The following is a 22,290-nucleotide window of genomic DNA, read 5'->3' as shown; positions in this document are numbered from 1 at the left end:
ACCTGTGCCGTCAGCTCGGCCTTGCCGTCGGCCTCCTCGGCGGACAGCCGCCGCACTTCGCGGCCGCGCGGGTCGTACAGCACGCCCGTGACCCGACCAGCCCGGGGTGTAGCTGGTGTACCGCCGCCGGCGCGGGCGCAGGCTGACGGCGAAGCCGACGACGCCTCCGGCGATGATCCACAGGCCGGGACCGAACGCCTCCACCCGCTCCATGATGCCGTCCAGCGACGTCACACCGTCCTGGGCCACCTGGGTGCCCGGGGCGCTGGCGGAGTTGTCGGCCGCGCCGCCCGCCTCACCGATCCTGGTGCCCGGGATGGTCACGCCGAGCGCCGTCATCGCCTTGGTGACGGGCTGGAAGAAGGTCACCCCGCCCTTGGTGCAGTCGCCGCTGCCGCCCGAGGTCACGCCGAGTGCCGTGTTCCCGACGAAGAGCGGACCGCCGCTGTCTCCCGGCTCCGCGCACACGGTGGTCTGGATCAGCCCGCTGACGGCGCCCTCGGGGTAGTTCACCGTGGCATTGAGCCCCGTCACCTTGCCGGAGCGCAGTCCGGAGGTGGCGCCGCTGCGGAAGACCTCCTGACCCACGGTCGGGTCGGCGGCGTTGGTGATCTTCACCTGCTGGCTGCTGCCCACGTCCAGGACGCTGTTCCGGCTGAGCTTGGTGTTGTCGTAGCGCACCAGGGAGAAGTCGTTGCCGGGAAAGTTGGTCTGCACGGTGGTGCCGATGCTCGTCTTGCCCGCGGTGTCCTGGAACCAGGGCGTACCGGGCGGGCCGCAGTGCCCGGCGGTCAGGATGAAACCGGTCTGGCCGTTGGTGACGTTGAAACCGGCCGAGCAGCGGCTGCCGTTGGTGAAGATCGGCGCGGCACCGTCGGTCTTGGTGGTGAACGTGCCCGTGGTGCGCTCCATGCTCACCTCGCCCATCGGCGCGGCCATGTCCTTCATCCGCGACCAGTCGGCGGTGGATACGGAGCTGTCGCCCAGCACCATCACCTTGTTGGTCTTCGGGTCGACCATCCATGCGGTGCCCGCCACCCGGGGCGCCGAGCGCAGCGTCTCGGTGGCGGATCGCAGCTGCTCCATGCTGTACCGGACCAGCTTGGCCCGTGCCCCGGCCCGGGTGACCTCGGCGGCCGTTTCCTCGTCGGTCACCGCGACGACCGGCTTCCCGTCCTCGGCCGTCCAGTTCCCGGCCGTACGGGACGCGCCCAGCTCGGCCACCAGACGGCTGCCGAGGTCCGTTCTCGAACCCTCCTGGGCGTTCTCCCCGTCCAGGACCTGCGAGGAGCCTCCGCTCTCCGCTCCGTGCGCCGATCCGCCCGGTGAGGACTGTGCGACCAGCAGTCCGCCGCAGACCATGGCACCGACGGCCGCGTACCGTACTCCATGGCGCACGCCTCGCCGCGTGTGCTTCACCACCACGTCTCCTTACGTCGATCCAGCGCCGACGGCCAGAGCCAGGGCTCGGCCGGACGGGGCCCTCCCTCTCCATACGGGCGGGACCGGCGTCGCGCTCACCGCGAAGCGCGGCTGTTGTGACGCGGGGGGAAATCGGCGTGCGGCGTGCTTAGTCCGGGGCCGTCAGGGGCTGTCCGCAGCGCAGGTTCCAGCGGCCGGACCGGCCGCTCAGCGCGGTCACCGTGAGCGGGGCGACGTCGAGGCGCCAGAACGTGCGCGGCGGCAGGTCCAGCGCGTGGACCAGGGCGGCGCGGATCACGGCGGGATCGGCGACGGCGAGCACGCGTACGTCCCGTCCGGCCCCGGAATCCTGCCCCGCCCCGGACTCCAGCCAGGCTCCGGTCCGTTCGATCAGCCGCAGCAGCGACTCACCGCCGTGCGGCGCCGCCGCCGGGTCCGACAGCCAGGCCGCGACCTCCTCGGGCGCCTCCCGCCCCACCTCGTCCAGCGACCGGCCGCGCCAGTGGCCCACATCGAGGTCGCGCAGCTCGGGCGCGACCGCCGCGTCCAGGGCGAGGGCCTGTGCGGTGCCGCGGCAGCGGGCGGAGGGTGCGGTGAACATCACATCGTGGCGCGGCACGGCGCCCGCGGCGGCCCGGGCCCGCCGCACGGCGGCCGCGTCCGGCGGGGCGTCGTCGAAACGCACCTGCCGCAGGGCCGCGTTGACCGCGGGCGCCAGCAGGGTGATATGCACTGCCTTGTCCTCTTTTCCGTACCATCTGCCCTGGTGAGGGCGGCGATTCCGGCGACCGCGACGTAGCGGCGGCCGGGGGTCGCGCGCTACGGTCTCATGGAAAACGACGACGCGACGGAAGTCCGGTGAGAGTCCGGCACGGTCGCGCCACTGTGTGTTCCGGCGGAATGGTCCCGTAAGCGCGGGCCGTCCGGCGGGCGAGTCAGACCCAGCGTTGTCGTACGAGTACCAACAACCGGGACGCGTGTTCCCAGGAGGTCGCCATGGCTCAGTCCGCCGTTCCCGCACCCAGCTCCCAGCCGGTGCCGGAGATCACCCCCATCTCGCTGAAGGCGATCGCCCCGTGGGCGCTGTTCTTCGGCGTCCTCATGCTGATCCTCCTGTACTTCGTCGGCGCCGAGCAGGGCGCCACCGCGGTCATCTCCGGTGAGAGCGTGCACGAGTGGGTGCACGACGGCCGCCATCTGCTCGGTTTCCCCTGCCACTGACCGCACTCACCGCCTCAGTCTCAGCTCCACACCAGGGGAATCGACACCACCATGAACTCCATATCCGTCCGGGCGCTGCTCGTCCGGGGCATGCTCGCGGGTCTCGCCGCCGGGCTGCTCGCCCTCGCCGTGGCGTATCTGCTGGGCGAGCCGCGCGTGGACTCGGCCATCGCGTACGAGGAAGCGCACAGCCATGAACACGGCGGCGTCGAACTCGTCAGCCGCACCATGCAGTCCACCGGCGGGCTGGCCACCGGCGTGCTGATCTACGGTGTCGCCATCGGCGGCATCGCGGCCCTCGCGGTGTGTTTCGCCCTGGGCAGGGTCGGCCGGTTCGGCCCGCGGGCCACCGCCGCGCTGGTGTCACTCGGCGCGCTGGTGTCCGTCTATGTGGTGCCGTTCCTGAAGTACCCGGCCAACCCGCCGGCCGTGGGCGACCCGGCCACCCTCGACCAGCGCACCACGCTGTACTTCCTGATGGTGGTCCTCAGCGTGCTGCTGAGTGTCGCCGCGGTCATCCTCGGCAAGCGGCTGGCGCCGCGGCTGGGCAACTGGAACGCCAGCGTGGCCGCCGCGGTCGCCTTCCTCGTGGTGATCGGGTTCGCGTACGCGTTCCTGCCGTCCTTCAACGAGGCGCCCGACGGCTTCCCGGCCACCCTGCTGTGGCAGTTCCGGCTGGCGACGCTCGCCGTGCAGGCGACGCTGTGGGGATCCTTCGGCCTGATCTTCGGATATCTGGCCGAGCGGCAGCTCACCCCCCGCCCGGTGGCCGCCGTGGCGCAGGGCACCAGGGCGAACGCGGGAGCCGTCCGCTGACCACCCCGCTCCCCCGCCACGCCCGATCCGCCACCCATCGCCAGAGGAACCACCGCCCGTGCCGATAGCACGTCCTGCCCGTCGCGCCACCCTGTTGCTGACCGGCGCCCTGCTGCTGACCGGCTGCGGTGGCGGCCCCGAAGCGTCCTCCGGATCCGCCGAGGACGCCCCCGGATATCCGCGCACCGTGAGCAACTGCGGCCAGAAGGTCCGTATCACCGCGCCGCCTCAGCGGGCGGTGTCGCTCAACCAGGGATCGACGGAGATCCTGCTCTCGCTCGGGCTCGCCGACCGGCTGTCCGCCACCGCCACCTGGACCGACCCCGTGCTGCCCGGGCTGCGCGAGGCGAACGCCACCGTGCCCCGGCTCGCGGACAACGCGCCCTCCTTCGAGAAGGTGCTCGACAAGGAGCCGGACTTCGTGTCCGCGTCCTTCGAATCCACGCTGGGCAAGGGCGGGGTGGCCACCCGTGAGCAGTTCGAGAAGCTCAAGGTGCCGACGTACGTCGCCCCCGCCGACTGCACCAAGGACAACAGCGGGGACGGCGACGGCAGCCGCGGCACCCCGCTGACCATGGACGACGTCTACGGTGAGATCCGCGACCTGGCCACGGTCTTCGGCGTGGAGAAGCGCGGCGACGCGCTCATCGGCAAGCTCAAGGCCCGGGTCGCGAAGGCCACCAAGGGCATCGACGCGTCCGGCACGTCCGTCCTCTACTGGTTCGCCAACTCCGAGTCCCCCTACATGGCGGGCTGCTGCGGCGCCCCGGGCATCATCACCAACGAGGTCGGCGCGAAGAACGTCTTCGACGACGCCCATGAGGAATGGCCGCAGATCAACTGGGAGACGGTGGCGGAACGCAACCCCGACGTCCTGGTGCTCGGCGACCTCACCCGGAAGCAGGAGTCGGCCGAGACCGCCGCGAAGAAGATCGCGTTCCTGGAGTCCAACCCCGTCACCCGGTCGATGGACGCCGTCCGCAACAAGCGGTACGTCATGCTCAGCGGGCAGGCCATGAACCCGTCGATCCGTACGGTCGACGGCGTCGAGAAGGTGGCCGCCGCGCTGCGCCGCTTCGGTTCCGACCGGTGACCGATCCCGCCGCGCTACGTGTACGACGGCTGCGGTACCCGGCGCTGTGGGCGGCCGGGGCCGTGGCGCTGCCCCTGTCGATCGCCTTCGCCATCACCATCGGCCCGGCCGACATCCGGGTCGGTGATGTGTGGGCCGTGGTGGCGTCCCATCTGGGCTGGGGCAGCACCGGGCTGACGCCGATCCGGGACGGCATCGTGTGGGATCTGCGGCTGCCGCGCACCCTGCTCGCCGCGGTGTGCGGGGCCGGGCTCGCGCTGTGCGGGGCGGTGATGCAGTCGCTGCTGCGCAACCCGCTGGCCGACCCGTTCGTCCTGGGTGTCTCCTCGGGCGCGTCCACCGGCGCGGTCGCCGTGGTGGTGCTGGGGGCCGGTGGCGGGGCGGTGTCCGTCTCGGCCGGGGCCTTCGTGGGTGCGGTGGTGTCGTTCGCGCTGGTGCTGGCGCTCAGCCAGGTGCTGGGCGGTACGACGGACCGGGTGGTGCTGTCCGGGGTGGCCGCCATGCAGCTGTTCTCGTCGCTGACCTCGTTCATCGTGACGACGGCGGCGGACGCGGAGCAGACCCGCGGCGTGCTGTTCTGGCTGCTCGGCTCGCTCGGAGGCGTCGGCTGGGCCGAGGTGTGGGCGGGGCTCGCGGTGCTGGCCGTGGCGCTGCTGGTGTGCGGGTTGCACGCGCACGCGCTGGACGCGTTCGCGTTCGGGCAGGACGCGGCGGCCACGCTCGGCGTACGGGTGGTCCGTACCCGGATCGTGCTGCTGACCGTCACCGCGCTGCTGACCGCGACGCTGGTCGCCTCGGCGGGCGCGATCGGCTTCGTCGGGCTGGTGCTTCCGCACGCCGCCCGCGCCCTGGTGGGCTCGGGACACGCCCGGCTGCTGCCGGTGACGGCGCTGACCGGGGCGGTGTTCATGGTGTGGGTGGACACGCTGGCCCGGACCGTGCTCGATCCGCAGGAGGTGCCGGTGGGCGTGGTGACCTCGCTGATCGGCGTACCGGCCTTCGTACTGGTGCTCTACCGCACCCGGAAGGCGGGCACCGGATGACCGGGGATCGCGTCCTGGAGGACACGGGCAAGGGAGCCGGGCTGCGCGCGGAGCGGGTGGCGCGCGAAGCGGGCGGGCGCCTGATCGTGGACGGGGTGAGCCTCGCCCCGGCGCCCGGGTCGTGCGTCGGGCTGCTCGGGCCGAACGGCTCGGGCAAGTCGACGCTGCTGCGGCTGCTGGCCGGGGTGCTCGCCCCCGCCTCGGGCGTGGTGACGCTCGACGGCCACCCGCTGGCGGACCTGCACCGCAGGGCGGTCGCCCGCCGGATCGCGGTGGTCGAGCAGGAGGCCGTCACCCAGTCCGAGCTGTCCGTACGCGAGGTGGTGGGCCTCGGCCGCATCCCGCACCGCCGCCCCTGGTCGGGGCCGTCGGCGGCGGACGAGGAGGCGATACGCGACGCCCTGGAGCAGACCGGGCTCACGGACCGGTCCGACCAGTCGTGGCACACCCTCTCCGGCGGTGAGCGCCAGCGCGCCCAGATCGCCCGCGCCCTCGCGCAAACGCCCCGGGAGCTGCTGCTGGACGAGCCGACCAACCACCTCGACATCCAGCACCAGCTCGATCTGCTGGCGCTCGTCGCGGATCTGCCGGTCACCACCGTGATCGCGCTGCACGATCTGAATCTGGCGGCGATGTACTGCGACACGCTGCTGGTACTGCGGGAGGGGCGGGTGGCGGCCGCGGGCGCCCCCGGGGATGTCCTCACCGAGGATCTGATCGCCGAGGTCTACGGGGTACGTACGGCCGTCACACCGGACGGCCCGGACGGGCGCCCGCACATCCGCTTCCTCACCAGGTAGCCACCAGGTAGCCGGAATCCGCGGAATCACCCGCCGAGCGCACCTGCGGATGCATCCACTCCGGATCACCGGGAGAGTCGGACTTATCCGACATACCTGATGAGCTGGTTGGGGTGCTGCGGTATGCGTATCACCGGACTTGGACATGCGGGACTCTTCATCGAGACCGCGGCGGGATCGGTACTGTGCGATCCCTGGGTGAACCCCGCCTTCTTCGGCTCGTGGTTTCCGTTCCCGGACAACACGGAGCTGGACTGGGCGCACTACGGGCGGTCCGCGGACTATCTGTACGTCTCCCATCTGCACCGGGACCACTTCGACGCGCAGAATCTGCGCCGCAATGTGCGCAAGGACATCACGGTGCTGCTGCCCGCCTTCGCCACCGACGAGCTGGAGCGTGAGCTGCGCGGGCTCGGATTCACCCGGTTCCTGCGCACCGAGAGCGGACGGCCGGTCGAGCGGGACGGCCTGCGCATCATGATCACCGCCCTCACCGGCCCCGGCGACGGCCCCATCGGCGACTCCGCGCTCTCCCTGGACGACGGGCAAACCGTGCTCCTCAACCAGAACGACGCGCATCCGCTGGACATCCCGGCGATCCGGGAGTTCGGCGAGGTCGACGCGTACTTCACGCAGTTCTCCGGGGCGATCTGGTACCCGATGGTCTACCGGCTGCCGGACTCCGCGAAGCGGGAGTTCGCCGCCCGCAAGCGGCAGGGCCAGTTCGACCGCGCCCTGCGCTACATCGACGCGGTCGACGCGGCTCACGTCTTCCCCAACGCGGGTCCGCCGTGCTTCCTCGACGAAGCGCTCTTCGACTACAACGGCACCGGTCGCGACGGCGAGTCCATCTTCACCGACCAGCGCGAGTTCCTGGCCCAGCTCGCGCGGGCGCGGCCCGGTGTCTCGGCGCATCTGCTGCTGCCGGGCACGGTGGCGGAGCCGGAGGACACCGCCTGCAAACTCACCCACCGCCACACCGACAAGGAGATCGACCATATCTTCGGGGACAAGCGCGCCTATCTGCGCGACCTCGCCCGCCGTCGGCGCCCCGCCCTCGCCGCCGAACGGGCCTCGCGCACCCCCGCGCTGCCGCGGAGGCGGCTGCTGACCGAGCTGAAGCGGTGGTGGGAGCCGCTGCTGGCGCGCGCGGACCACATCTGCGCGGGCGTCGGCGGCCCTGCCCGGCTGGACGTGGGCGAGATCCCGGTCGTGATCGACTTCCCGGCGCGGGAGGTGCGGGAGTGGAACGGCGAGCGCTGCCGCTACACGCTCTCCACCACCGGCGACCTGGTGGCCACCAACATCGCCAAGCGCGAGGTCGACTGGTCCAACAGCCTGCTGCTGTCGATGCGGTTCAGCGCCAGCCGGGTAGGCCCGTACAACGAGTTCCTGTACGTGTTCTTCAAGTGCCTGTCCATGGAGCGCGTCGAGTACGTCGAGAACTACTACGCCGCCGGCGAGGACGACGGCCAGGACATCGAACTCGACCACTGGCGGATCCAGCGCCGCTGCCCCCATCTGGGCGCCGACCTGGGCCGGTTCGGGCAGATCGAGGGCGAGGTGCTCACCTGCACCCTGCACGGCTGGCGCTACGACCTGGCCACCGGGCGCTGCCTGACAGCCGACGGCCACGAACTGCGCGCCAAGCGGTGCGAGAAACCCTGAGACGGGCGGGGCTCAGGTGCGTATGGGTCGGTGAACCCACCGAAGGAGTCCCCCATGACGCGCAGAAGAACCCCCGGCCGCCGCAAGCAGCTGGTGCTCCTGGTCGGCGCGGTGGCGCTGGCCGGTACGGGAGCCGGAGTGATGGCGGCCACCAGTAACGCCACCACCAGCCCGAGTACGGTCAAGTCGGCCGCCAACTCGACCGTATGCGACGGACTGACGCAGGCGCTGGCCAACAACGAGAAGTTCATCGCGGACCAGCAGGCGAATCCGGACGCGCAGTCGGAGGCCCGGATCGCCAACCGGCAGGCGGTCATCGAGGAGATCAAGCGCAAGCAGGAGGCGTCCGGGTGCGCGGTGGACTCCCCCGCCGCCGCGTCCACACCGAGCGGCGAGGCCGCGGCCGACGACACGGCGGCCGCTGGTGATACGGGGGCGGCCGGTGACGCGGCGGCCACCGGCGGCGAGGTCGTGTGCGCGGGCTCGACGGTCACCCTGTCCGGCGAGGACGGCGCCCCGGCCGCGTCCAGCAATCAGTTTCCGACCGGCACCAAGCTGAAGGTGACCAACCTGGACAACGACAAGTCCACGACCGTCTCCGTCACCTCGACCTCGGGCAGCTGCGCCCTGCTCAACAACGCCGCCTTCGAGCAGGTCCGCGAGCCCGGCAAGAACCTGATCCGCAACGCGCGCATCGAGCGCGTGGGCTGATCGGGTCGCACGCCGGGAGCCGGGAGCCGGGAGCCGGACAGCGGCGTCACCGGCTCCCGGCGGCCGATCAGCCGCTCCGGCGGGCGGCCACGGCCGCGAGCGTCTGCCAGGCGCGCTCCGGGTGACGGGTCTCCTCCGGGTCGCCGTTGTACGGGTCGAGCAGCACCGACTCGGCGCCCAGTCGGCGCAGCTCCTCGATGTCGTCCATGATCTGGTCGATCGTGCCCTCACCGGCGGCGCGTTCGGGGCCGGTGACCGGCTCGTCGGTGACCTTCAGCACCAGTCGCGGGGCCAGTGCGGGCACCGGGCGGCCCAGCTCCTCCGCGATGCTCTTCAGCCGGTCCAGCGCCTCCCGCAGCCAGTCGAGGGTGAACCAGATCGGATGCCACGCCTGACCGTGCCGTACCGCCCGGCGCAGCGCGGCGTCACTCATACCGCCCACCCAGACCGGTATGTCCCCGCTGCGGTAGTCCGCGTCGTCCTCCCAGGCCGTGCGGATGGTCTGGAGGTGTTCGTCGGTCAGCTTCCCGCGCTGCCCGAACTCCACGCCGAGCGCCTCGTATTCCTGCTGCGCCCATCCCACGCCGACGCCGAGGACCAGGCGGCCGCCGCTGAGCTGGTTGAGGTTGGCGGCCATGCGGGCGATGAGGAGCGGATGCCGGTACGGGACGACCAGCACGGTGGTCCCCAGCCGCACCCGGTCGGTGATTCCGGCCAGCCAGGAGAGCGTGGTGAAGGGGTCGTAGAACGGGGCCGGGTACTGCTCCGCCACATCGGGCGTGACCGTGACGTGGTCCGAGACCATCAGGAGGTCGTACCCCAGGCCCTCGACGGTCCGGGCCCACTGACGCAGTACATCCGGGCCGGTACCCGGGCCGAAGTTCGGGACGTTGACTCCAATTTCCATGCCCTCACCCTAGAAAGTGATCATGGCGCCGGATACACCGCCCCGCTCCCCTGCCGCGCCCGCCCCCGCGCCGCTACTCTCACCCCATGAACACTACGTGGACCCCTTCCGCACCAGGGGTGTTAGGGCTTCCCTCGGGGCGGCTCGTGCGCGGCCGGGGGCTGCGCCACCCGCTCCCCGAGGGCCCCGCGCCCGCCTTCGCGCTGTATCTGCTGGGCAAGGAACCGCCGTCGGTCGAGTGGGAGGCCCGCTGGCTCCGCTGGCCCGACTTCCGGCTGCCGTCCGACCGCGAGGCGGCCGCCGCCGCGCTGCGCGAGGTGTGGGAGCGGGCCGCGGGCGAGCGGGTCGAGGTCGCCTGCGAAGGTGGCCGGGGCCGCACCGGCACGGCGCTGGCCTGCCTCGCGGTGCTGGACGGCGTACCGCCCGGGGAGGCGGTGGCTTACGTACGCGAGCACTACGCGGCACGCGCCGTGGAAACGCCCTGGCAGCGGCGCTATGTCACGCGGTTCAGGGAGTCCGCGGTCCTCGATTGACGGTGTATTGAAAATGTCTTGAGTGCCAAAACGCACGCGACCTAGGGTCAGCGTCATGAGCAAAGCGCCGGACACCGGTTACCAGAAGGAATGGCCCGCCCTGGCGGCGGCAGGCGTCACCGTCGTCTTGTGGGCCTCGGCCTTCGTCTCCATCCGCAGCGCGGGCTCGGCCTATTCGCCCGGCGCCCTGGCACTCGGGCGGCTGTTCACCGGGACGGTGGCGCTGGGCGCGATCTGCCTGATACGGCGGGTGGGGTGGCCGCCCCGCGCCGCCTGGCCGGGGATCGCCTGCTCGGGTTTCTTCTGGTTCGGCGTCTATTCGGTGGCGCTCAACTGGGGTGAGCAGCTGGTCGACGCGGGCACGGCGGCGCTGGTCGTCAACATCGGCCCGATCCTCATCCCGCTGCTGAGCAGCAAGCTGCTGGGCGAGGGGCTGCCGCGTCCGCTGCTGTGGGGGACGGCGGTGTCGTTCAGCGGCGCGGTGATCGTGGGGCTCTCGATGTCCGGCTCGGGCAGCGCGTCCGTCCTCGGCGTGCTGCTGTGTCTGGTGGCCGCGATGACGTACGCGGGTGGTGTCGTCTCCCAGAAGCCCGCGCTGCGGCACGGCGGAGCGCTCCAGGTGACCACCTTCGGCTGCCTGATCGGAATGGTGGCCTGTCTGCCGTTCGCCGGGACGCTGGTGTCGGACGCCGCCCACGCCCCGATGTCCGCCACGCTCAACGTGATCTACCTGGGCCTGTTCCCGACCGCGCTCGCCTTCACCACCTGGGCCTTCGCCCTGGCCCGCACCACCGCGGGCCGGATGGGCGCCACCACCTACGTCGTACCGGCGCTGGTGGTGCTGATGTCCTGGCTGTTGCTGGACGAGGTGCCGGGCCTGCTGACGCTCGCTGGCGGTGCCCTGTGCCTGGCCGGGGTCGGGCTCTCCCGCCGCCGTCCGCGCCCGGCGGCCTCGGCGGTCGTGGCCACCGGCGGCCAGGCACCCCGGGAGACGTCTCCGGCCGACTAGCGGAACGCCGATCAGCGGTATGCGGACGCCAGGCCTCCATTAGCAGCTTCGGGCACAGCACCGGCGCGATCCGGCCGTTGTGCCCATGACCGCTTGGCACACTTTTCTGCGCGATATCGATCACTCTCCGACCGATATAGTCCGAGTGTGACCGGTATCGCAGAGAAGAATCCGCTCCGCCACGGATGAGTGCGATGCGCGAGGGTACCCATCGGCTCATGGACACAAACGAGCAACCCTTGCTCACGCCCGATCTGCCGCCCCTGGTCGACGTACCGGACCTGACGTTCCCCAGCGGACGCCGTACGGCCACGTCCCAGGGCGCGACGGAGCGGAACGGCGAAAAGGAATCCCCTACCCCCTCCACCACCCCCCAGCAGGGCCCCCTCGCGGCGTAAAGCCCGGCAACTCGGGCACTCAGCAGGCATGCGTCTTGCAGTGCTCGACATAGGTTCACGTGCCGTTCACCTGAAAATCGCCGATCTCGTTCCGGGTGGACCGCCCGAGCCGGTGACCACGCTCAAGCAATCGGTCCATCTGGCTGAGGCGACCGATCACCAAGGCGTGATCAGTGACGACGCCATCCGGCGGCTGGTCGGCGCGGTGACCGAAAGCGAAGCGGTCACCGCGGCGCACGAGGCCGACGACCTGGTGCCCCTGGCGACTTCCGCGGTGCGTGACGCGGCCAACCGGGACGCCGTCCTCGCCGCGATCGAGGACGCCACCGGAGTCCGGGTGCGCTTTTTCACCGGCGAGCAGGAGGCGCGCCTGACCTTCCTGGCCGCGCGGAGCTGGCACGGCTGGTCGGCCGGGCAGATGCTGCTGTTCGACATCGGCGGCGGCTCGATGGAGCTGGCCTGCGGCGGCCGTACGGAACCCGCGGTGGCGCTCTCGCTGCCGCTCGGGGCCGGTCACCTCACCCGCCACCACCTGCCCGACGAGGGTCCGGTGCACAAGCGGGACGTGGCACGGCTGCGCGAGTACGCGCGCTCCGTCCTCACCGACGCCACGGTCGGCCTGCGCGACCAGCCGGTCCCCGTGTCCGCGATCGCCACGTCGAAGACCTTCACCCAGCTCGCGCGGCTCGCCGGAGCCCCCAAGCCGACGGCCGGGACGCCCGGCCTCAGCACCCTCGACCGCTCCGATCTGCGGCAGTGGATTCCCCGGCTGGCGGCCAGGTCCGACGCCGAGCGCGCCCGGCTGCCGGGCATCTCCGTCTCCCGGGCCCATCAGTCACTCGCCGGGGCGATCGTGGCGGAGGCCGCCATGGAGGTACTGGGCGTGCCGCGGGTCACCATCTGCCCCTGGGCCCTGCGCGAGGGAGTCCTGCTGGACCGGCTCGCCTCGCTCAGCACCCAGCCGCTTCCGGCGGCGGCCATACCGCGGGCCCGGAGCCACACCCTCCACCGGCTGCACACCGTCTCCTGAACCACCGCGCCGTCCGCCCGGCGCTCCCCCGGGATGATCGGGCGGGTCCCGCGCGTTATGCGGTTCGGCAATCTTTGTCGACGACGATGGGGACGGATGACATGCCTCTTCACGGTGAGTACGAGCCGAGCCCGACCCAGTGGGTGCGCGATCAGGTCGAGCTGATCGAGAGCTCCGGGGGCACCAAGGGCACCACGATGCGGGGCATGCCCGTCATCGTGCTGACCTCGCGCGGGGCGAAGAGCGGGAAGATCCGCAAGACTCCGCTGATGCGGGTGGAGCACGAGGGCAGCTACGCGGCGGTGGCCTCGCTCGGCGGCGCCCCCCAGCACCCCGTCTGGTACCACAACGTGCTGGCCGACCCCCGCGTCGAGCTGCGCGACGGGACGGAGCTGCGGGACATGACCGCCCGCGAGGTCACCGGCGAGGAGAAGGCGCGGTGGTGGCGGCGCGCGGTCGAGGCGTTCCCGAACTACGCCGAGTACCAGGAGAAGACCACGCGCGACATCCCCGTCTTCGTCCTGGAGCCCGCGGCCACACCGCACTGAGCCGCACCGAGCGGGAGCGGGAGCCCGGCCCGGCGGCCGCGCCCCCGCTCCGGCGCCGGGCGGCCTCCACCCGTCCATCACACAATCTCTACGTGATCGGGCCCGGGGGGACAACGGTGATATGCGTCCTCGCGACAGGGGAAACCGAGGGTTAGGCTCGGGTGGCACACCTGCACCACGGCACGAAGGAAGTACCTCAGCATGACCACCGCGAACAAAGGCGACCTGTCGCCGATCTACGACAGTCTCATAGCGGAACAGGGCGACGTTCTCGCCGAGGCGCGGGAAGCGGCCGAGGAGATTCAGCGGGAGGCCGCCGAGGCCCTCGACTGGAGCCGGATCCGCCCCGCCCAGGGCTCCAACCCGCACCAGAAGAGCGAGTGACGAGGGGTCCGTACGCCTCGCCCCGCAGCGGGCTCTTCGGATTCGACCATGACAACCGGCGCGGCCCGGGGCTCCAGCCATCGGGCCACGCGACCGCGCGAAGGCACTGGACCACCACGCGCGGTGACCTCCCTCTTCGATAAGATTCCGGCGACGCAACGGACTTGACCGCGTCGCACACTTATCGCATGAGGGGAATCAGGTGACTACAGGGGTAGAGACATTCGAGTTTCAGGTCGAGGCACGCCAGCTCTTGCAGCTGATGATCCATTCGATCTACTCGAACAAGGATGTCTTTCTGCGGGAGCTCATCTCCAACGCCTCCGACGCCCTGGACAAGCTGCGGCTGGAATCCCTCCGGGACGGGGAACTGGAGGCGGACACCTCCGATCTCCATATCGCGCTGGACGTCGACAAGGAACAGCGCACACTGACCGTCCGTGACAACGGCATCGGCATGTCCCACGAGGACGTGGTGCAGCTCATCGGGACGATCGCGAACTCCGGCACCGCGAAATTCCTCAAGGAGCTGAAGGAGTCGCAGGACGCGGCGGCCTCTCAGGACCTGATCGGGCAGTTCGGGGTCGGTTTCTACTCCAGCTTCATGGTCGCCGACGAGGTGACGCTGCTGACCCGGCGCGCGGGTGAGAGCGAGGGCACCCGCTGGGTGTCCAGCGGCGAAGGCACGTACACCATCGAAGCGGTCGAGGACGCGCCCCAGGGCACCACGGTCACCCTGCGGCTCAAGCCCGAGGACGCCGAGGACCACCTCTTCGACTACTCCTCCCCGTGGAAGATCCGGGAAATCGTCAAGCGGTACTCGGACTTCATCACCTGGCCGATCCGGATGGCCGGTGAAGCCCCCGCCGCCTCGTCCGAGGACGACAGCACGCCCGACGACGGCGGCGCACCGGAACTCGAGACCATCAACTCGATGAAGGCGTTGTGGGCCCGCCCGCGTGGCGAGGTCACCGACGAGGAATACAGCGAGTTCTACAAGCACATCAGCCACGACTGGACCGGCCCGCTCGAGACCATCCGCATGCAGGCGGAGGGCACCTTCGAATACCAGTCGCTGCTGTTCATTCCCTCCCGCGCACCGCAGGACCTGTATATGCAGGACCGCAAGCGGGGTGTGCAGCTCTACGTCAAGCGCGTCTTCATCATGGACGACTGCGAAGCGCTCATGCCGGAATACCTGCGCTTCGTCAAGGGTGTCGTCGACGCCGCCGACCTTTCGCTGAATGTCTCGCGCGAGGCCCTTCAGCAGGACCGTCAGATCCAGCTGATGCGCCGCCGGCTGGTCAAGAAGGTGCTGTCGACGGTGAAGGACATGATGTCCGACAACGCCGAGCGGTACGCGACGTTCTGGCAGGAGTTCGGCCGCGTCCTCAAGGAAGGGCTGCTGGGCGACTTCGAGAACCGGGACGCGATCCTGGAGGTCTCCTCGTTCGCCTCGACGCACGACGCGGAGCAGCCGACCACGCTCCGGAGTTACGTGGAGCGGATGAAGGAGGGTCAGGAGCACATCTACTACCTGACGGGCGAGTCGCGCTCGTTCGTCGAGAACTCGCCCCATATGGAGGCCTTCCAGGCCAAGGGGTACGAGGTGCTGGTCCTCACCGACCCGATCGACGAGCTGTGGGTCGACGCCGTCCCCGAGTTCGAGGGCAAGCAGCTGCGCTCGGTCGCCAAGGGGCAGGTCGACCTCGACGGTGAGGACGAGACGGGCGAGAACGGGCCCGAGCGCGAGCAGCAGAAGAAGGACTTCGCCGATCTGCTGTCCTGGATGACGACGACGCTGAGCGAGCAGGTCAAGGAGGTGCGGCTGTCCTCCCGTCTCACCACCTCCCCCGCCTGCATCGTCGGCGATACCCACGATGTCACTCCGGCGCTGGAGAACATCTACCGCGCGATGGGGCAGAACGTGCCCCAGATCAAGCGCATCCTGGAGCTGAACCCCACGCATCCGCTGGTCAGCGGTCTGCGCACGGCCCATGGTGAGCGCGCGGAGGACCAGGGCCTCGCGGACACGGCCGAACTCCTCTACGGGATGGCCCTGCTCGCCGAGGGCGGGGAGCTGAGCGACCCGTCGCGCTTCATCAAGCTGATGGCGGGCCGCCTGGAGCAGACGCTGTGATCAGCACCCTGTGATCAGCTCCCGGTGAGCCACACCCCCGGGCGGGCCGTCATCACGGCCCGCCCGGGGCGTTTCCGCCCGGCTTTTGCCGGAGCGGCAAATCCTCTCCGTACCTCCCCGGCCGCCGCCGCATGATCGTGACGTAGCGGGCCGGAAGGCCCCGGCAGCTCAGGGAGGATCCCATGCACCACCGGTTGGTCGACGTTCCGGACGCCCGTATCCATGTGGTGGAGGCGGGCTCCGGCCCGCTGGTCCTCCTGCTCCACGGCTTCCCCGAGACCTGGCACTCCTGGCGCCACCAGCTCCCCGCGCTCGCCGCCGCCGGATACCGCGCGGTGGCCCTCGACGTACGCGGCTACGGCCGCTCCTCCGCGCCGCGCGATGTGGCGGCGTACCGCATGCTCGCCCATGTCGGCGACAACGTCGGCGTGGTCCGTGCCCTCGGCGAGGAGACCGCGGTGGTCGTGGGCCACGACTGGGGCTCCCCCATCGCCGCGAACTCCGCGCTGCTCAGGCCCGATGTGTTCACCGCCGTGGGGCTGCTGGGCGTGCCGTACGCGCCCCGGGGCGGCCCCCGGCCCAGCGAGATCTTCGCGCGGATCGGCGGGGACGAGGAGTTCTACGTCAGCTACTTCCAGCAGCCCGGCCGGGCCGAGGCGGAGATCGAGCCCGATGTGCGCGGCTGGCTCGCCGGGTTCTACGCCGCGCTCTCGGGCGACACCGCGCCCCCGCCGGACGGCGGCAGCCCCTTCTTCGTCCCCCGGGGCGGACGGATGCGGGACCGCTTCCCGGACGGCCCGCCGCCCTCCTGGCTCACCGAGGCCGATCTCGACACCTGCGCCGCCGAGTTCGAGCGGACCGGTCTTGCCGGGGCGCTGGCCCGCTACCGCAACGCCGACCGCGACTGGGAGGATCTCGCGGCGTGGGACGGGGCACCGCTCACCCAGCCCTCGCTGTTCCTGGCCGGGGAGCGGGACGCCTCGCTCGGCTGGCTGGCCGACGCCATCGAGGCGTACCCCACCACCCTCCCCGGGCTGGTGTCCTCGCACCTCCTGGACGGCTGTGGTCACTGGGTGCAGCAGGAGCGGGCCGAGGAGGTCAACCGGCTGCTGATCGCCTGGCTGCGGGCGCTCGGCTGAGACCACGCGCCCGAGGGGTCAGCCGAGGTGTTCGGCGGCCGCGGCGCGGATCAGCTGGCGCAGCCCGTCGTAGTAGACGTCGTGATCGGTCAGGGCGGGCAGCACCACGTCCCGCTGGCCCGTCAGCACCGGGAACTCCTCGGGGTCCAGCGCGGCGAGCGCGGTGCGCGCCGTGGCCAGGGCCCGCTTCTCGTCGTGGTGGTCGACGAAGGCGACGGCGCCGAGGGTGAGCAGATACAGCCGCCGGTAGACCTGGATGGCCGCCGCCGGTGTCATCCCGGCGGCGACGCTCTGGGCGAGCTGCGGCTCGACCAGGCGGCTCAGCAGCTGCGGGCCGAACCAGGAGCGGCCCGCGCGCAGCGCCGCAAGACCCGGGTGCCGGAGGAGTACCTCGTAGAGCGCGGTGAAGCGGGTCTCGGTGGCGGCGGCCCAGTCGGTGTCCTGCGGTACGTGAGGCAGCAGCGTGGCCAGGTGGTCGGCGCAGACGTTCAGCAGTCCGTCGAAGTCGCCGCAGCGGCGGAAGACCGTGGCGTGCGAGACGTCGAGCCGCTGGGCCACCGCCCGGAAGCTCAGGGCCTCGGGGCCCTCCTCGTCGATGACCGCCAGGGCCGCCACCGCGATGGCGTCCGGGGCGGGTGGTTCGGCCACGGTCCGCTTCTTCCTCACGGGCACATACTTTCTCACGCGACGCGACGTTACAGTGGTTGTTACAGTGTATCTCGTGGTGACTCATCAAGACGTACAGGCCGCGGCGCGACGCGTCGCGGGGCACATCCGGCCCGTCGCGCTCGCCCCGGTGGACGACGGGGCCTTCGGTAAGGCCGAGGGCTGGCTGGCCCTGGAATTCCTGCAGCACACCGGCTCCTTCAAGGCGCGCGGGGCGTTCAACTTCATCGGCAGCCATGTCGAGGCTGGCACCGTTCCGGACGCGGGTGTCGTCATCGCCTCAGGTGGCAACGCCGGGCTGGCGTGCGCCTGGGCGGCGGCCCGGCACTCCGTGACCGCCACGGTGTTCGTCCCCGAGACGGCGCCCGCCGTCAAGGTGGGCAGGCTGCGGGCGCTCGGGGCGGACGTACGCCAGGTCGGCCGGGAGTACGCCGAGGCGCTGGACGCCTCGCGCACGTACGCCGCCGAGACCGGTGCGCTGGAGTCGCACGCCTACGACCATCCGCTGATCGCGGCCGGTGCGGGCACCGTGCTGGAGGAGATCCTGCGGTGCCGCCCGGACCTGGACACGGTGGTGGTGTCCGTCGGTGGCGGCGGGCTGTTCACCGGGGTCGCGGTGTCCGCGCTGGCGCACGGCGTCGGAGTGGTGGCCGTGGAGCCGCACGGTTCGCGCGCGCTGAACGCGGCGCTGGAGGCGGGGGCGGTGGTCGACGTCCCGGTCGGTTCGGTCGCGGCGGACTCGCTGGGGGCGCGGCGTGCGTCACCGATGGCGCTGGAGTGGGCGCGCAGGGACGGGGTGCGGTCGGTGCTGGTGTCCGACGAGGCGATCGTCTCGGCGCGGCAGGCCCTGTGGGACGAGCGCCGGATCGCGGTGGAGCACGCCGCGGCGACGGCGCTCGCGGCGGTGCGGTCGGGGGCGTACGAGCCCCGGCCCGGCGAGAAGGTGGCGGTGCTGCTGTGCGGGGCCAACACCGATCCGGGAGACCTGGCCCGCCCGTAGCCGCGGATGCCCCCGCCCCTCCTCCGTGCGCGGGGAGGGGCGGGTGGGAGGGGCGGCCGGCTACTCCCCCGCGTACGCCTTCCGCAGTGCGGCGATGTCCAGCTTGACCATCGGCATCATGGCGTCCATGGCGCGCTTCGCCTTCGCCGGATCGGAGTCGGCGATCATCTCGATGAGCCCGTCGGGGACGACCTGCCAGGACACCCCGAACTTGTCCTTCACCCAGCCGCACTGGAGCTCCTGGCCGCCGCCCTCCAGGAGCCGGTTCCAGTAGTAGTCGACCTCCTCCTGGTCCGCGCAGTGGATCTGGAACGAGATGGCCTCGTTGAACGTGAACTCCGGCCCGCCGTTGAGCCCGACGAACTTCTGGCCGTTGACCTCGAAGTCCACGGTCAGCACCGAGCCGGGGGTGCCGGGACCGGCCTCGCTGTAGCGGACGGTCCGCCCGACCTTGCCGTCCTTGAAGATCGATACGTAGTGCTGCGCCGCCTCTTCGGCCCGGCCGTCGAACCACAGACAGGTGGTGAATCCGTCGCTGGCCATCGGTGCCTCCTACAGGTGGGAGTGTTTACCTGTACCGACCGGCGCCGCGCGGCAAACTCATCGCTCCTCGGCGCACTGTTTTCCGGTGAGATAGCGGTGCAGCTGACCGGCGCCTTCGAGCATGGCCGTGGTGCGCCGGGTCAGCCCTTCCCGGCGCTCGGCGATGACCTCGCGCAGCGCGTCGCTGCTGCCCGTGTGGCGCAGCCCCTCCAGCACGGGCCGGATCCGGTCGAGGGGATAGCGGTCCTGCCGCAGCATATGAATCATCCGGGCGTCCCGGACGTCGGCCGGACGATAGGTGCGGTAGCGGGTGCCGCGCTCGCGCTTCGGGACCAGCAGCCCGGCGGACTCCCATACCCGGAGCGCGGAGGTGCGGACACCGAGGTACGCGGCCACCTCGCCGATGCGCAAGCCACCCCGGGGCACGTCCAGGGCCTCCGGGGTCTGCCCGGCGACCGCTTCGAGCGCCTCGCCCGCGGCCCGCAGGGACAGCCGCTGGTCGTGCAGGGCCGCGTGGGCGGCGTCCACGAGGCCGAGCGCGAGCGGTACGTCATCGGCGTGGACCGCCCGCATGACCTCCCGGGCGGTGTGGAGTCCGTACCCGGGGACGAGCGCGTCGTACGTGGCCAGCGCCCGGCGGTGGCGGGTGTCGAGCCTGCGGTAACCGGCCGGGGTGCGGGCGGCCTGTGGCAGGACGCCCGCGTCGACGTAGTTGCGGATCTGCTGGGTGGAGATTCCGGCCGAGCGCGCCAGGTCGATGGGGCGCAGCGGTGTTTCCGGGCTAGTGGTGGGACGGCTCATGGGGTGACTCTATCCGCAAGGTGTGTACGGCGAGTTGAGGGTTTTCCGCCCTCACCTCCCGTCGAGCTGGCGCGCGATGGCGAAAAGTCTCTACGCGGTACTTCAATGAAACACTTGAAGGCATGGATGTCAGTGACAGGGACGATGTTCGGCACCACCATGCCGCGGACGCACACGATGTGATTCAGGTCCGCGGGGCCAGGGAGAACAATCTGCGGGAAGTTTCCCTCGATATACCCAAGCGGCGGCTCACCGTCTTCACCGGAGTCTCCGGATCCGGCAAGTCCTCGCTCGTCTTCGACACCGTCGCCGCGGAGTCACAGCGGCTGATCAACGAGACCTACACGGCGTTCGTCCAGAACTTCATGCCGACGCTCGGCCGCCCCGACGTCGACGCGCTGCGCAACCTCAGCGCCGCCATCATCGTCGACCAGGAGCGCATGGGCGCCAACTCCCGTTCCACCGTGGGCACCGCCACCGACGCCCACACCATGCTGCGGATCCTGTTCAGCCGGATCAGCACCCCGTTTGTGGGCCCGCCGCTCGCGTTCAGCTTCAACACGGCCGAGGGCATGTGTCCGCGGTGTGAGGGGCTGGGCCGGGTGTCGGAGATCGATATCGGCCAACTGGTCGACCGGGAGCGGTCGTTGAACCAGGGGGCGATCACCGCCCCCGGATTCGGGGTGGACACGTGGTACTGGCAGCTTTTTGCGCACTCCGGCCTTTTCGACCCCGATGCCCCGCTGCGGGACTACACCCCCGAGCAGTGGCAGGAGTTCCTGTACAAGCCCGCGACCAAGATCAAGGTGGGCAAGAACAACCTGACCTACGAGGGGCTGGTCACCAAGGTCAGGCGGCTGTACCTGGGCAAGGACCGGGAGGCGATGCAATCCCAGGTGCGCGCGTTCGCGGACCGGGCGGTCGCGCTCGCCCGCTGCCCCGACTGTGACGGCTCCCGGCTGAACGAGGCCGCCCGGTCCTGTACGGTCGACGGCCGCACCCTCGCGGAGTGCTCGGCGATGCAGATCAGCGATCTGGCCGCGTTCGTCGGGGACATCCGGCACGACGCGGTCGGGCCGGTCCTGGAAACCCTCCGCGACACGTTGGACTCGCTGGTCGAGATCGGCCTCGGGTATCTGAGCCTGGACCGGGAGTCCGGCACGCTCTCCGGTGGCGAGGCGCAGCGGGTGCGGATGGTCCGCCACCTCGGTTCGAGTCTGACGGATGTGACGTACGTCTTCGACGAGCCCACCGTGGGCCTGCATCCGCATGACATCAGCCGTATGAACGCCCTGCTGCTGCAGCTGCGCGACAAGGGCAACACGGTGCTGGTGGTGGAGCACAAACCGGAGACGATCCTGATCGCCGACCATGTGGTGGATCTGGGCCCCGGAGCCGGTGCGGCGGGCGGGCAGATCTGTTACGCGGGCGATCTGGCCGGGCTGCGGGCCTCCGGAACCCTGACCGGCGACTATCTCGGCCACCGGGTGAGCCTGCGCGACAAGGTGCGTGAACCCCGTGGCCAGCTGCCGATCACCGGCGCCCGGCTGCACAATCTGCGGGATGTGAGCGTGGACATCCCCCTCGGGGTGCTCAGCGTCGTCACCGGGGTCGCCGGGTCCGGCAAGAGTTCCCTGATCCATGGCTCGCTGGGCGGGCGGGACGGGGTGATCGTGGCCGACCAGTCGGCGATCCGCGGCTCACGCCGCAGCAACCCGGCCACCTATACGGGGCTGCTGGACCCGATCCGGTCGGCGTTCGCCAAGGCCAACAAGGTGAAGCCGGGGCTGTTCAGCGCCAACTCGGAGGGCGCGTGCCCGCGTTGCAAGGGCATCGGCCTGACCTACACCGATCTCGCGATGATGGCCGAGGTGGCGTCGGTGTGCGAGGAGTGCGAGGGCAAGCGGTTCAAGGCGGAGGTGCTGGCGTACCGGCTGCGCGGGCGCAGCATCGGCGATGTGCTCGCCATGCCGGTGGCCGAGGCCAGGGAGTTCTTCACCACCGGACTGCCGCGGGTGATCCTCGACCGGCTGATGGCGGTGGGCCTCGGCTATCTGGGGCTCGGCCAGCCGCTCACCACCCTGTCCGGCGGTGAGCGGCAGCGGCTCAAGCTCGCCATCCACATGGCGAAGAACGGCACGACGTATGTGCTGGACGAGCCGACGACCGGGCTGCATCTGGCCGATGTGGACCAGTTGCTCGGGCTGCTCGACCGGCTCGTGGACGACGGCAACACGGTCGTCGTCATCGAGCACCACCAGGCGGTGATGGCTCACGCGGACTGGATCGTCGACCTGGGCCCGGGGGCGGGCCAGGACGGCGGCCGGGTGGTGTTCACCGGGACGCCCGCCGACCTGGTGGCCTCCGGTACGTCGCTGACTGCCACCCATCTGCGGGAGTACGTCAGCCGGTAGGCCC

At 70.9% G+C, this 22,290-nt stretch carries 23 protein-coding genes; 17 read left to right on the top strand and 6 right to left on the bottom strand.

Going from position 1 to position 22,290, the window contains the following annotated elements; translation table 11 throughout:
- Together ACWC5C_RS35160 and ACWC5C_RS35155 are read right to left on the bottom strand one after the other, a co-directional pair.
- Window positions 1-1,419: S1 family peptidase (locus ACWC5C_RS35160; RefSeq protein WP_450882220.1), on the bottom strand; the 1,419-nt coding region annotated here is incomplete at its 3' end.
- A 151-nt stretch (window positions 1,420-1,570) separates the two neighbouring features.
- On the bottom strand, window positions 1,571-2,155 hold the full coding sequence (locus ACWC5C_RS35155) for a histidine phosphatase family protein (protein ID WP_450882218.1): 585 nt from the start codon (window positions 2,153-2,155) through the stop codon (window positions 1,571-1,573).
- 263 nt (window positions 2,156-2,418) lie between these two features.
- Here ACWC5C_RS35155 and ACWC5C_RS35150 point away from each other — a divergent pair, with 263 nt between their 5' ends.
- The 7 genes from ACWC5C_RS35150 (at window position 2,419) to ACWC5C_RS35120 (ending at window position 8,774) form a co-directional block, all read left to right on the top strand.
- Window positions 2,419-2,643: a CbtB domain-containing protein gene (locus tag ACWC5C_RS35150; protein WP_450882216.1), complete on the top strand. Its 225-nt coding sequence runs from the start codon at window positions 2,419-2,421 to the stop codon at window positions 2,641-2,643.
- Window positions 2,644-2,694: 51 nt separating this feature from the next.
- On the top strand, window positions 2,695-3,459 hold the full coding sequence (locus ACWC5C_RS35145; protein ID WP_450882214.1) for a CbtA family protein: 765 nt from the start codon (window positions 2,695-2,697) through the stop codon (window positions 3,457-3,459).
- Between the two features lie 58 nt (window positions 3,460-3,517).
- A complete protein-coding gene (locus ACWC5C_RS35140; protein WP_450882212.1) occupies window positions 3,518-4,552 on the top strand; it encodes an ABC transporter substrate-binding protein in 1,035 nt (344 codons plus the stop codon).
- Window positions 4,549-5,595 carry a FecCD family ABC transporter permease gene (locus tag ACWC5C_RS35135; protein ID WP_450882210.1) on the top strand — a complete coding sequence of 349 codons (1,047 nt, stop codon included), beginning with the start codon at window positions 4,549-4,551 and terminating at the stop codon, window positions 5,593-5,595. Before ACWC5C_RS35140 ends, ACWC5C_RS35135 begins: the two co-directional genes overlap by 4 nt.
- On the top strand, window positions 5,592-6,395 hold the full coding sequence (locus ACWC5C_RS35130) for an ABC transporter ATP-binding protein (RefSeq protein ID WP_450882208.1): 804 nt from the start codon (window positions 5,592-5,594) through the stop codon (window positions 6,393-6,395). The genes ACWC5C_RS35135 and ACWC5C_RS35130 overlap by 4 nt, the downstream gene beginning before the upstream one ends.
- A 123-nt stretch (window positions 6,396-6,518) precedes the next feature.
- The gene (locus ACWC5C_RS35125) at window positions 6,519-8,063 is read left to right on the top strand and encodes a Rieske 2Fe-2S domain-containing protein (protein ID WP_450882206.1); all 1,545 of its coding nucleotides are present in this window, start codon (window positions 6,519-6,521) and stop codon (window positions 8,061-8,063) included.
- A 54-nt stretch (window positions 8,064-8,117) separates the two neighbouring features.
- On the top strand, window positions 8,118-8,774 hold the full coding sequence (locus ACWC5C_RS35120; RefSeq protein WP_450882204.1) for a hypothetical protein: 657 nt from the start codon (window positions 8,118-8,120) through the stop codon (window positions 8,772-8,774).
- Window positions 8,775-8,841: 67 nt separating this feature from the next.
- On the opposite strand, the gene ACWC5C_RS35115 is transcribed toward ACWC5C_RS35120, so the two are convergent.
- Complete coding sequence (locus tag ACWC5C_RS35115) at window positions 8,842-9,681, bottom strand: LLM class flavin-dependent oxidoreductase (protein WP_450882202.1); 840 nt, start codon at window positions 9,679-9,681, stop codon at window positions 8,842-8,844.
- Between the two features lie 86 nt (window positions 9,682-9,767).
- Between ACWC5C_RS35115 and ACWC5C_RS35110 the strand changes: the two genes are divergently transcribed.
- The 8 genes from ACWC5C_RS35110 (at window position 9,768) to ACWC5C_RS35075 (ending at window position 16,862) form a co-directional block, all read left to right on the top strand.
- Window positions 9,768-10,214, top strand: coding sequence for a protein-tyrosine phosphatase family protein (locus ACWC5C_RS35110; protein ID WP_450882200.1), 447 nt, complete (start codon window positions 9,768-9,770; stop codon window positions 10,212-10,214).
- Between the two features lie 55 nt (window positions 10,215-10,269).
- Window positions 10,270-11,223 (top strand): DMT family transporter, encoded by a 954-nt coding sequence (locus ACWC5C_RS35105; protein WP_450882198.1) that lies wholly within the window; start codon window positions 10,270-10,272, stop codon window positions 11,221-11,223.
- Window positions 11,224-11,441: 218 nt separating this feature from the next.
- Window positions 11,442-11,621, top strand: coding sequence for a hypothetical protein (locus ACWC5C_RS35100; RefSeq protein WP_450882196.1), 180 nt, complete (start codon window positions 11,442-11,444; stop codon window positions 11,619-11,621).
- A gap of 28 nt (window positions 11,622-11,649) precedes the next feature.
- Window positions 11,650-12,651: a Ppx/GppA phosphatase family protein gene (locus ACWC5C_RS35095; RefSeq protein ID WP_450882194.1), complete on the top strand. Its 1,002-nt coding sequence runs from the start codon at window positions 11,650-11,652 to the stop codon at window positions 12,649-12,651.
- Between the two features lie 101 nt (window positions 12,652-12,752).
- The gene (locus ACWC5C_RS35090; protein WP_450882192.1) at window positions 12,753-13,199 is read left to right on the top strand and encodes a nitroreductase family deazaflavin-dependent oxidoreductase; all 447 of its coding nucleotides are present in this window, start codon (window positions 12,753-12,755) and stop codon (window positions 13,197-13,199) included.
- A gap of 201 nt (window positions 13,200-13,400) precedes the next feature.
- Window positions 13,401-13,583, top strand: a complete 183-nt coding sequence (locus ACWC5C_RS35085; RefSeq protein ID WP_450882190.1) for a hypothetical protein — start codon at window positions 13,401-13,403, stop codon at window positions 13,581-13,583.
- Window positions 13,584-13,785: 202 nt separating this feature from the next.
- The gene (gene htpG, locus ACWC5C_RS35080; RefSeq protein WP_450882188.1) at window positions 13,786-15,723 is read left to right on the top strand and encodes a molecular chaperone HtpG; all 1,938 of its coding nucleotides are present in this window, start codon (window positions 13,786-13,788) and stop codon (window positions 15,721-15,723) included.
- Between the two features lie 182 nt (window positions 15,724-15,905).
- Window positions 15,906-16,862 (top strand): alpha/beta fold hydrolase, encoded by a 957-nt coding sequence (locus ACWC5C_RS35075; protein ID WP_450882186.1) that lies wholly within the window; start codon window positions 15,906-15,908, stop codon window positions 16,860-16,862.
- An 18-nt stretch (window positions 16,863-16,880) separates the two neighbouring features.
- Here the strand turns inward: ACWC5C_RS35075 and ACWC5C_RS35070 are convergent, their stop codons facing one another.
- Window positions 16,881-17,510 (bottom strand): TetR/AcrR family transcriptional regulator, encoded by a 630-nt coding sequence (locus tag ACWC5C_RS35070; protein WP_450882184.1) that lies wholly within the window; start codon window positions 17,508-17,510, stop codon window positions 16,881-16,883.
- A gap of 73 nt (window positions 17,511-17,583) precedes the next feature.
- On the opposite strand from ACWC5C_RS35070, the gene ACWC5C_RS35065 reads away from it, so the two are divergent.
- Window positions 17,584-18,528, top strand: coding sequence for a threonine/serine dehydratase (locus tag ACWC5C_RS35065; protein ID WP_450882182.1), 945 nt, complete (start codon window positions 17,584-17,586; stop codon window positions 18,526-18,528).
- Between the two features lie 60 nt (window positions 18,529-18,588).
- Here the strand turns inward: ACWC5C_RS35065 and ACWC5C_RS35060 are convergent, their stop codons facing one another.
- Entirely contained in the window at window positions 18,589-19,071 is a 483-nt protein-coding gene (locus ACWC5C_RS35060) for a VOC family protein (protein ID WP_450882180.1), read from the bottom strand.
- A 57-nt stretch (window positions 19,072-19,128) separates the two neighbouring features.
- Window positions 19,129-19,872 (bottom strand): MerR family transcriptional regulator, encoded by a 744-nt coding sequence (locus ACWC5C_RS35055; protein WP_450882178.1) that lies wholly within the window; start codon window positions 19,870-19,872, stop codon window positions 19,129-19,131.
- A 122-nt stretch (window positions 19,873-19,994) separates the two neighbouring features.
- Between ACWC5C_RS35055 and ACWC5C_RS35050 the strand changes: the two genes are divergently transcribed.
- Window positions 19,995-22,286 (top strand): ATP-binding cassette domain-containing protein, encoded by a 2,292-nt coding sequence (locus ACWC5C_RS35050; protein WP_450882176.1) that lies wholly within the window; start codon window positions 19,995-19,997, stop codon window positions 22,284-22,286.
- Window positions 22,287-22,290 lie beyond the last annotated feature (4 nt).

Source organism: Streptomyces sp. NPDC001700, from assembly GCF_053596435.1.
The sequence above is the reverse complement of the archived record's forward strand: the minus strand, read 5'-3'. Positions and strand labels throughout refer to the sequence as shown.

Bases quoted from the DNA above. Each gene is read 5' to 3' on its own strand.
- ACWC5C_RS35055 (WP_450882178.1), bottom strand. From the start codon at position 19,872: ATGAGCCGTCCCACCACTAGCCCGGAAACACCGCTGCGCCCCATCGAC.
- ACWC5C_RS35095 (WP_450882194.1), top strand. From the start codon at position 11,650: ATGCGTCTTGCAGTGCTCGACATAGGTTCACGTGCCGTTCACCTGAAA.
- ACWC5C_RS35125 (WP_450882206.1), top strand. From the start codon at position 6,519: ATGCGTATCACCGGACTTGGACATGCGGGACTCTTCATCGAGACCGCG.
- ACWC5C_RS35115 (WP_450882202.1), bottom strand. From the start codon at position 9,681: ATGGAAATTGGAGTCAACGTCCCGAACTTCGGCCCGGGTACCGGCCCG.
- ACWC5C_RS35075 (WP_450882186.1), top strand. From the start codon at position 15,906: ATGCACCACCGGTTGGTCGACGTTCCGGACGCCCGTATCCATGTGGTG.
- ACWC5C_RS35120 (WP_450882204.1), top strand. From the start codon at position 8,118: ATGACGCGCAGAAGAACCCCCGGCCGCCGCAAGCAGCTGGTGCTCCTG.
- ACWC5C_RS35130 (WP_450882208.1), top strand. From the start codon at position 5,592: ATGACCGGGGATCGCGTCCTGGAGGACACGGGCAAGGGAGCCGGGCTG.
- ACWC5C_RS35105 (WP_450882198.1), top strand. From the start codon at position 10,270: ATGAGCAAAGCGCCGGACACCGGTTACCAGAAGGAATGGCCCGCCCTG.
- ACWC5C_RS35090 (WP_450882192.1), top strand. From the start codon at position 12,753: ATGCCTCTTCACGGTGAGTACGAGCCGAGCCCGACCCAGTGGGTGCGC.
- ACWC5C_RS35060 (WP_450882180.1), bottom strand. From the start codon at position 19,071: ATGGCCAGCGACGGATTCACCACCTGTCTGTGGTTCGACGGCCGGGCC.
- ACWC5C_RS35150 (WP_450882216.1), top strand. From the start codon at position 2,419: ATGGCTCAGTCCGCCGTTCCCGCACCCAGCTCCCAGCCGGTGCCGGAG.
- ACWC5C_RS35100 (WP_450882196.1), top strand. From the start codon at position 11,442: ATGGACACAAACGAGCAACCCTTGCTCACGCCCGATCTGCCGCCCCTG.
- ACWC5C_RS35050 (WP_450882176.1), top strand. From the start codon at position 19,995: ATGGATGTCAGTGACAGGGACGATGTTCGGCACCACCATGCCGCGGAC.
- ACWC5C_RS35110 (WP_450882200.1), top strand. From the start codon at position 9,768: ATGAACACTACGTGGACCCCTTCCGCACCAGGGGTGTTAGGGCTTCCC.
- ACWC5C_RS35085 (WP_450882190.1), top strand. From the start codon at position 13,401: ATGACCACCGCGAACAAAGGCGACCTGTCGCCGATCTACGACAGTCTC.
- ACWC5C_RS35145 (WP_450882214.1), top strand. From the start codon at position 2,695: ATGAACTCCATATCCGTCCGGGCGCTGCTCGTCCGGGGCATGCTCGCG.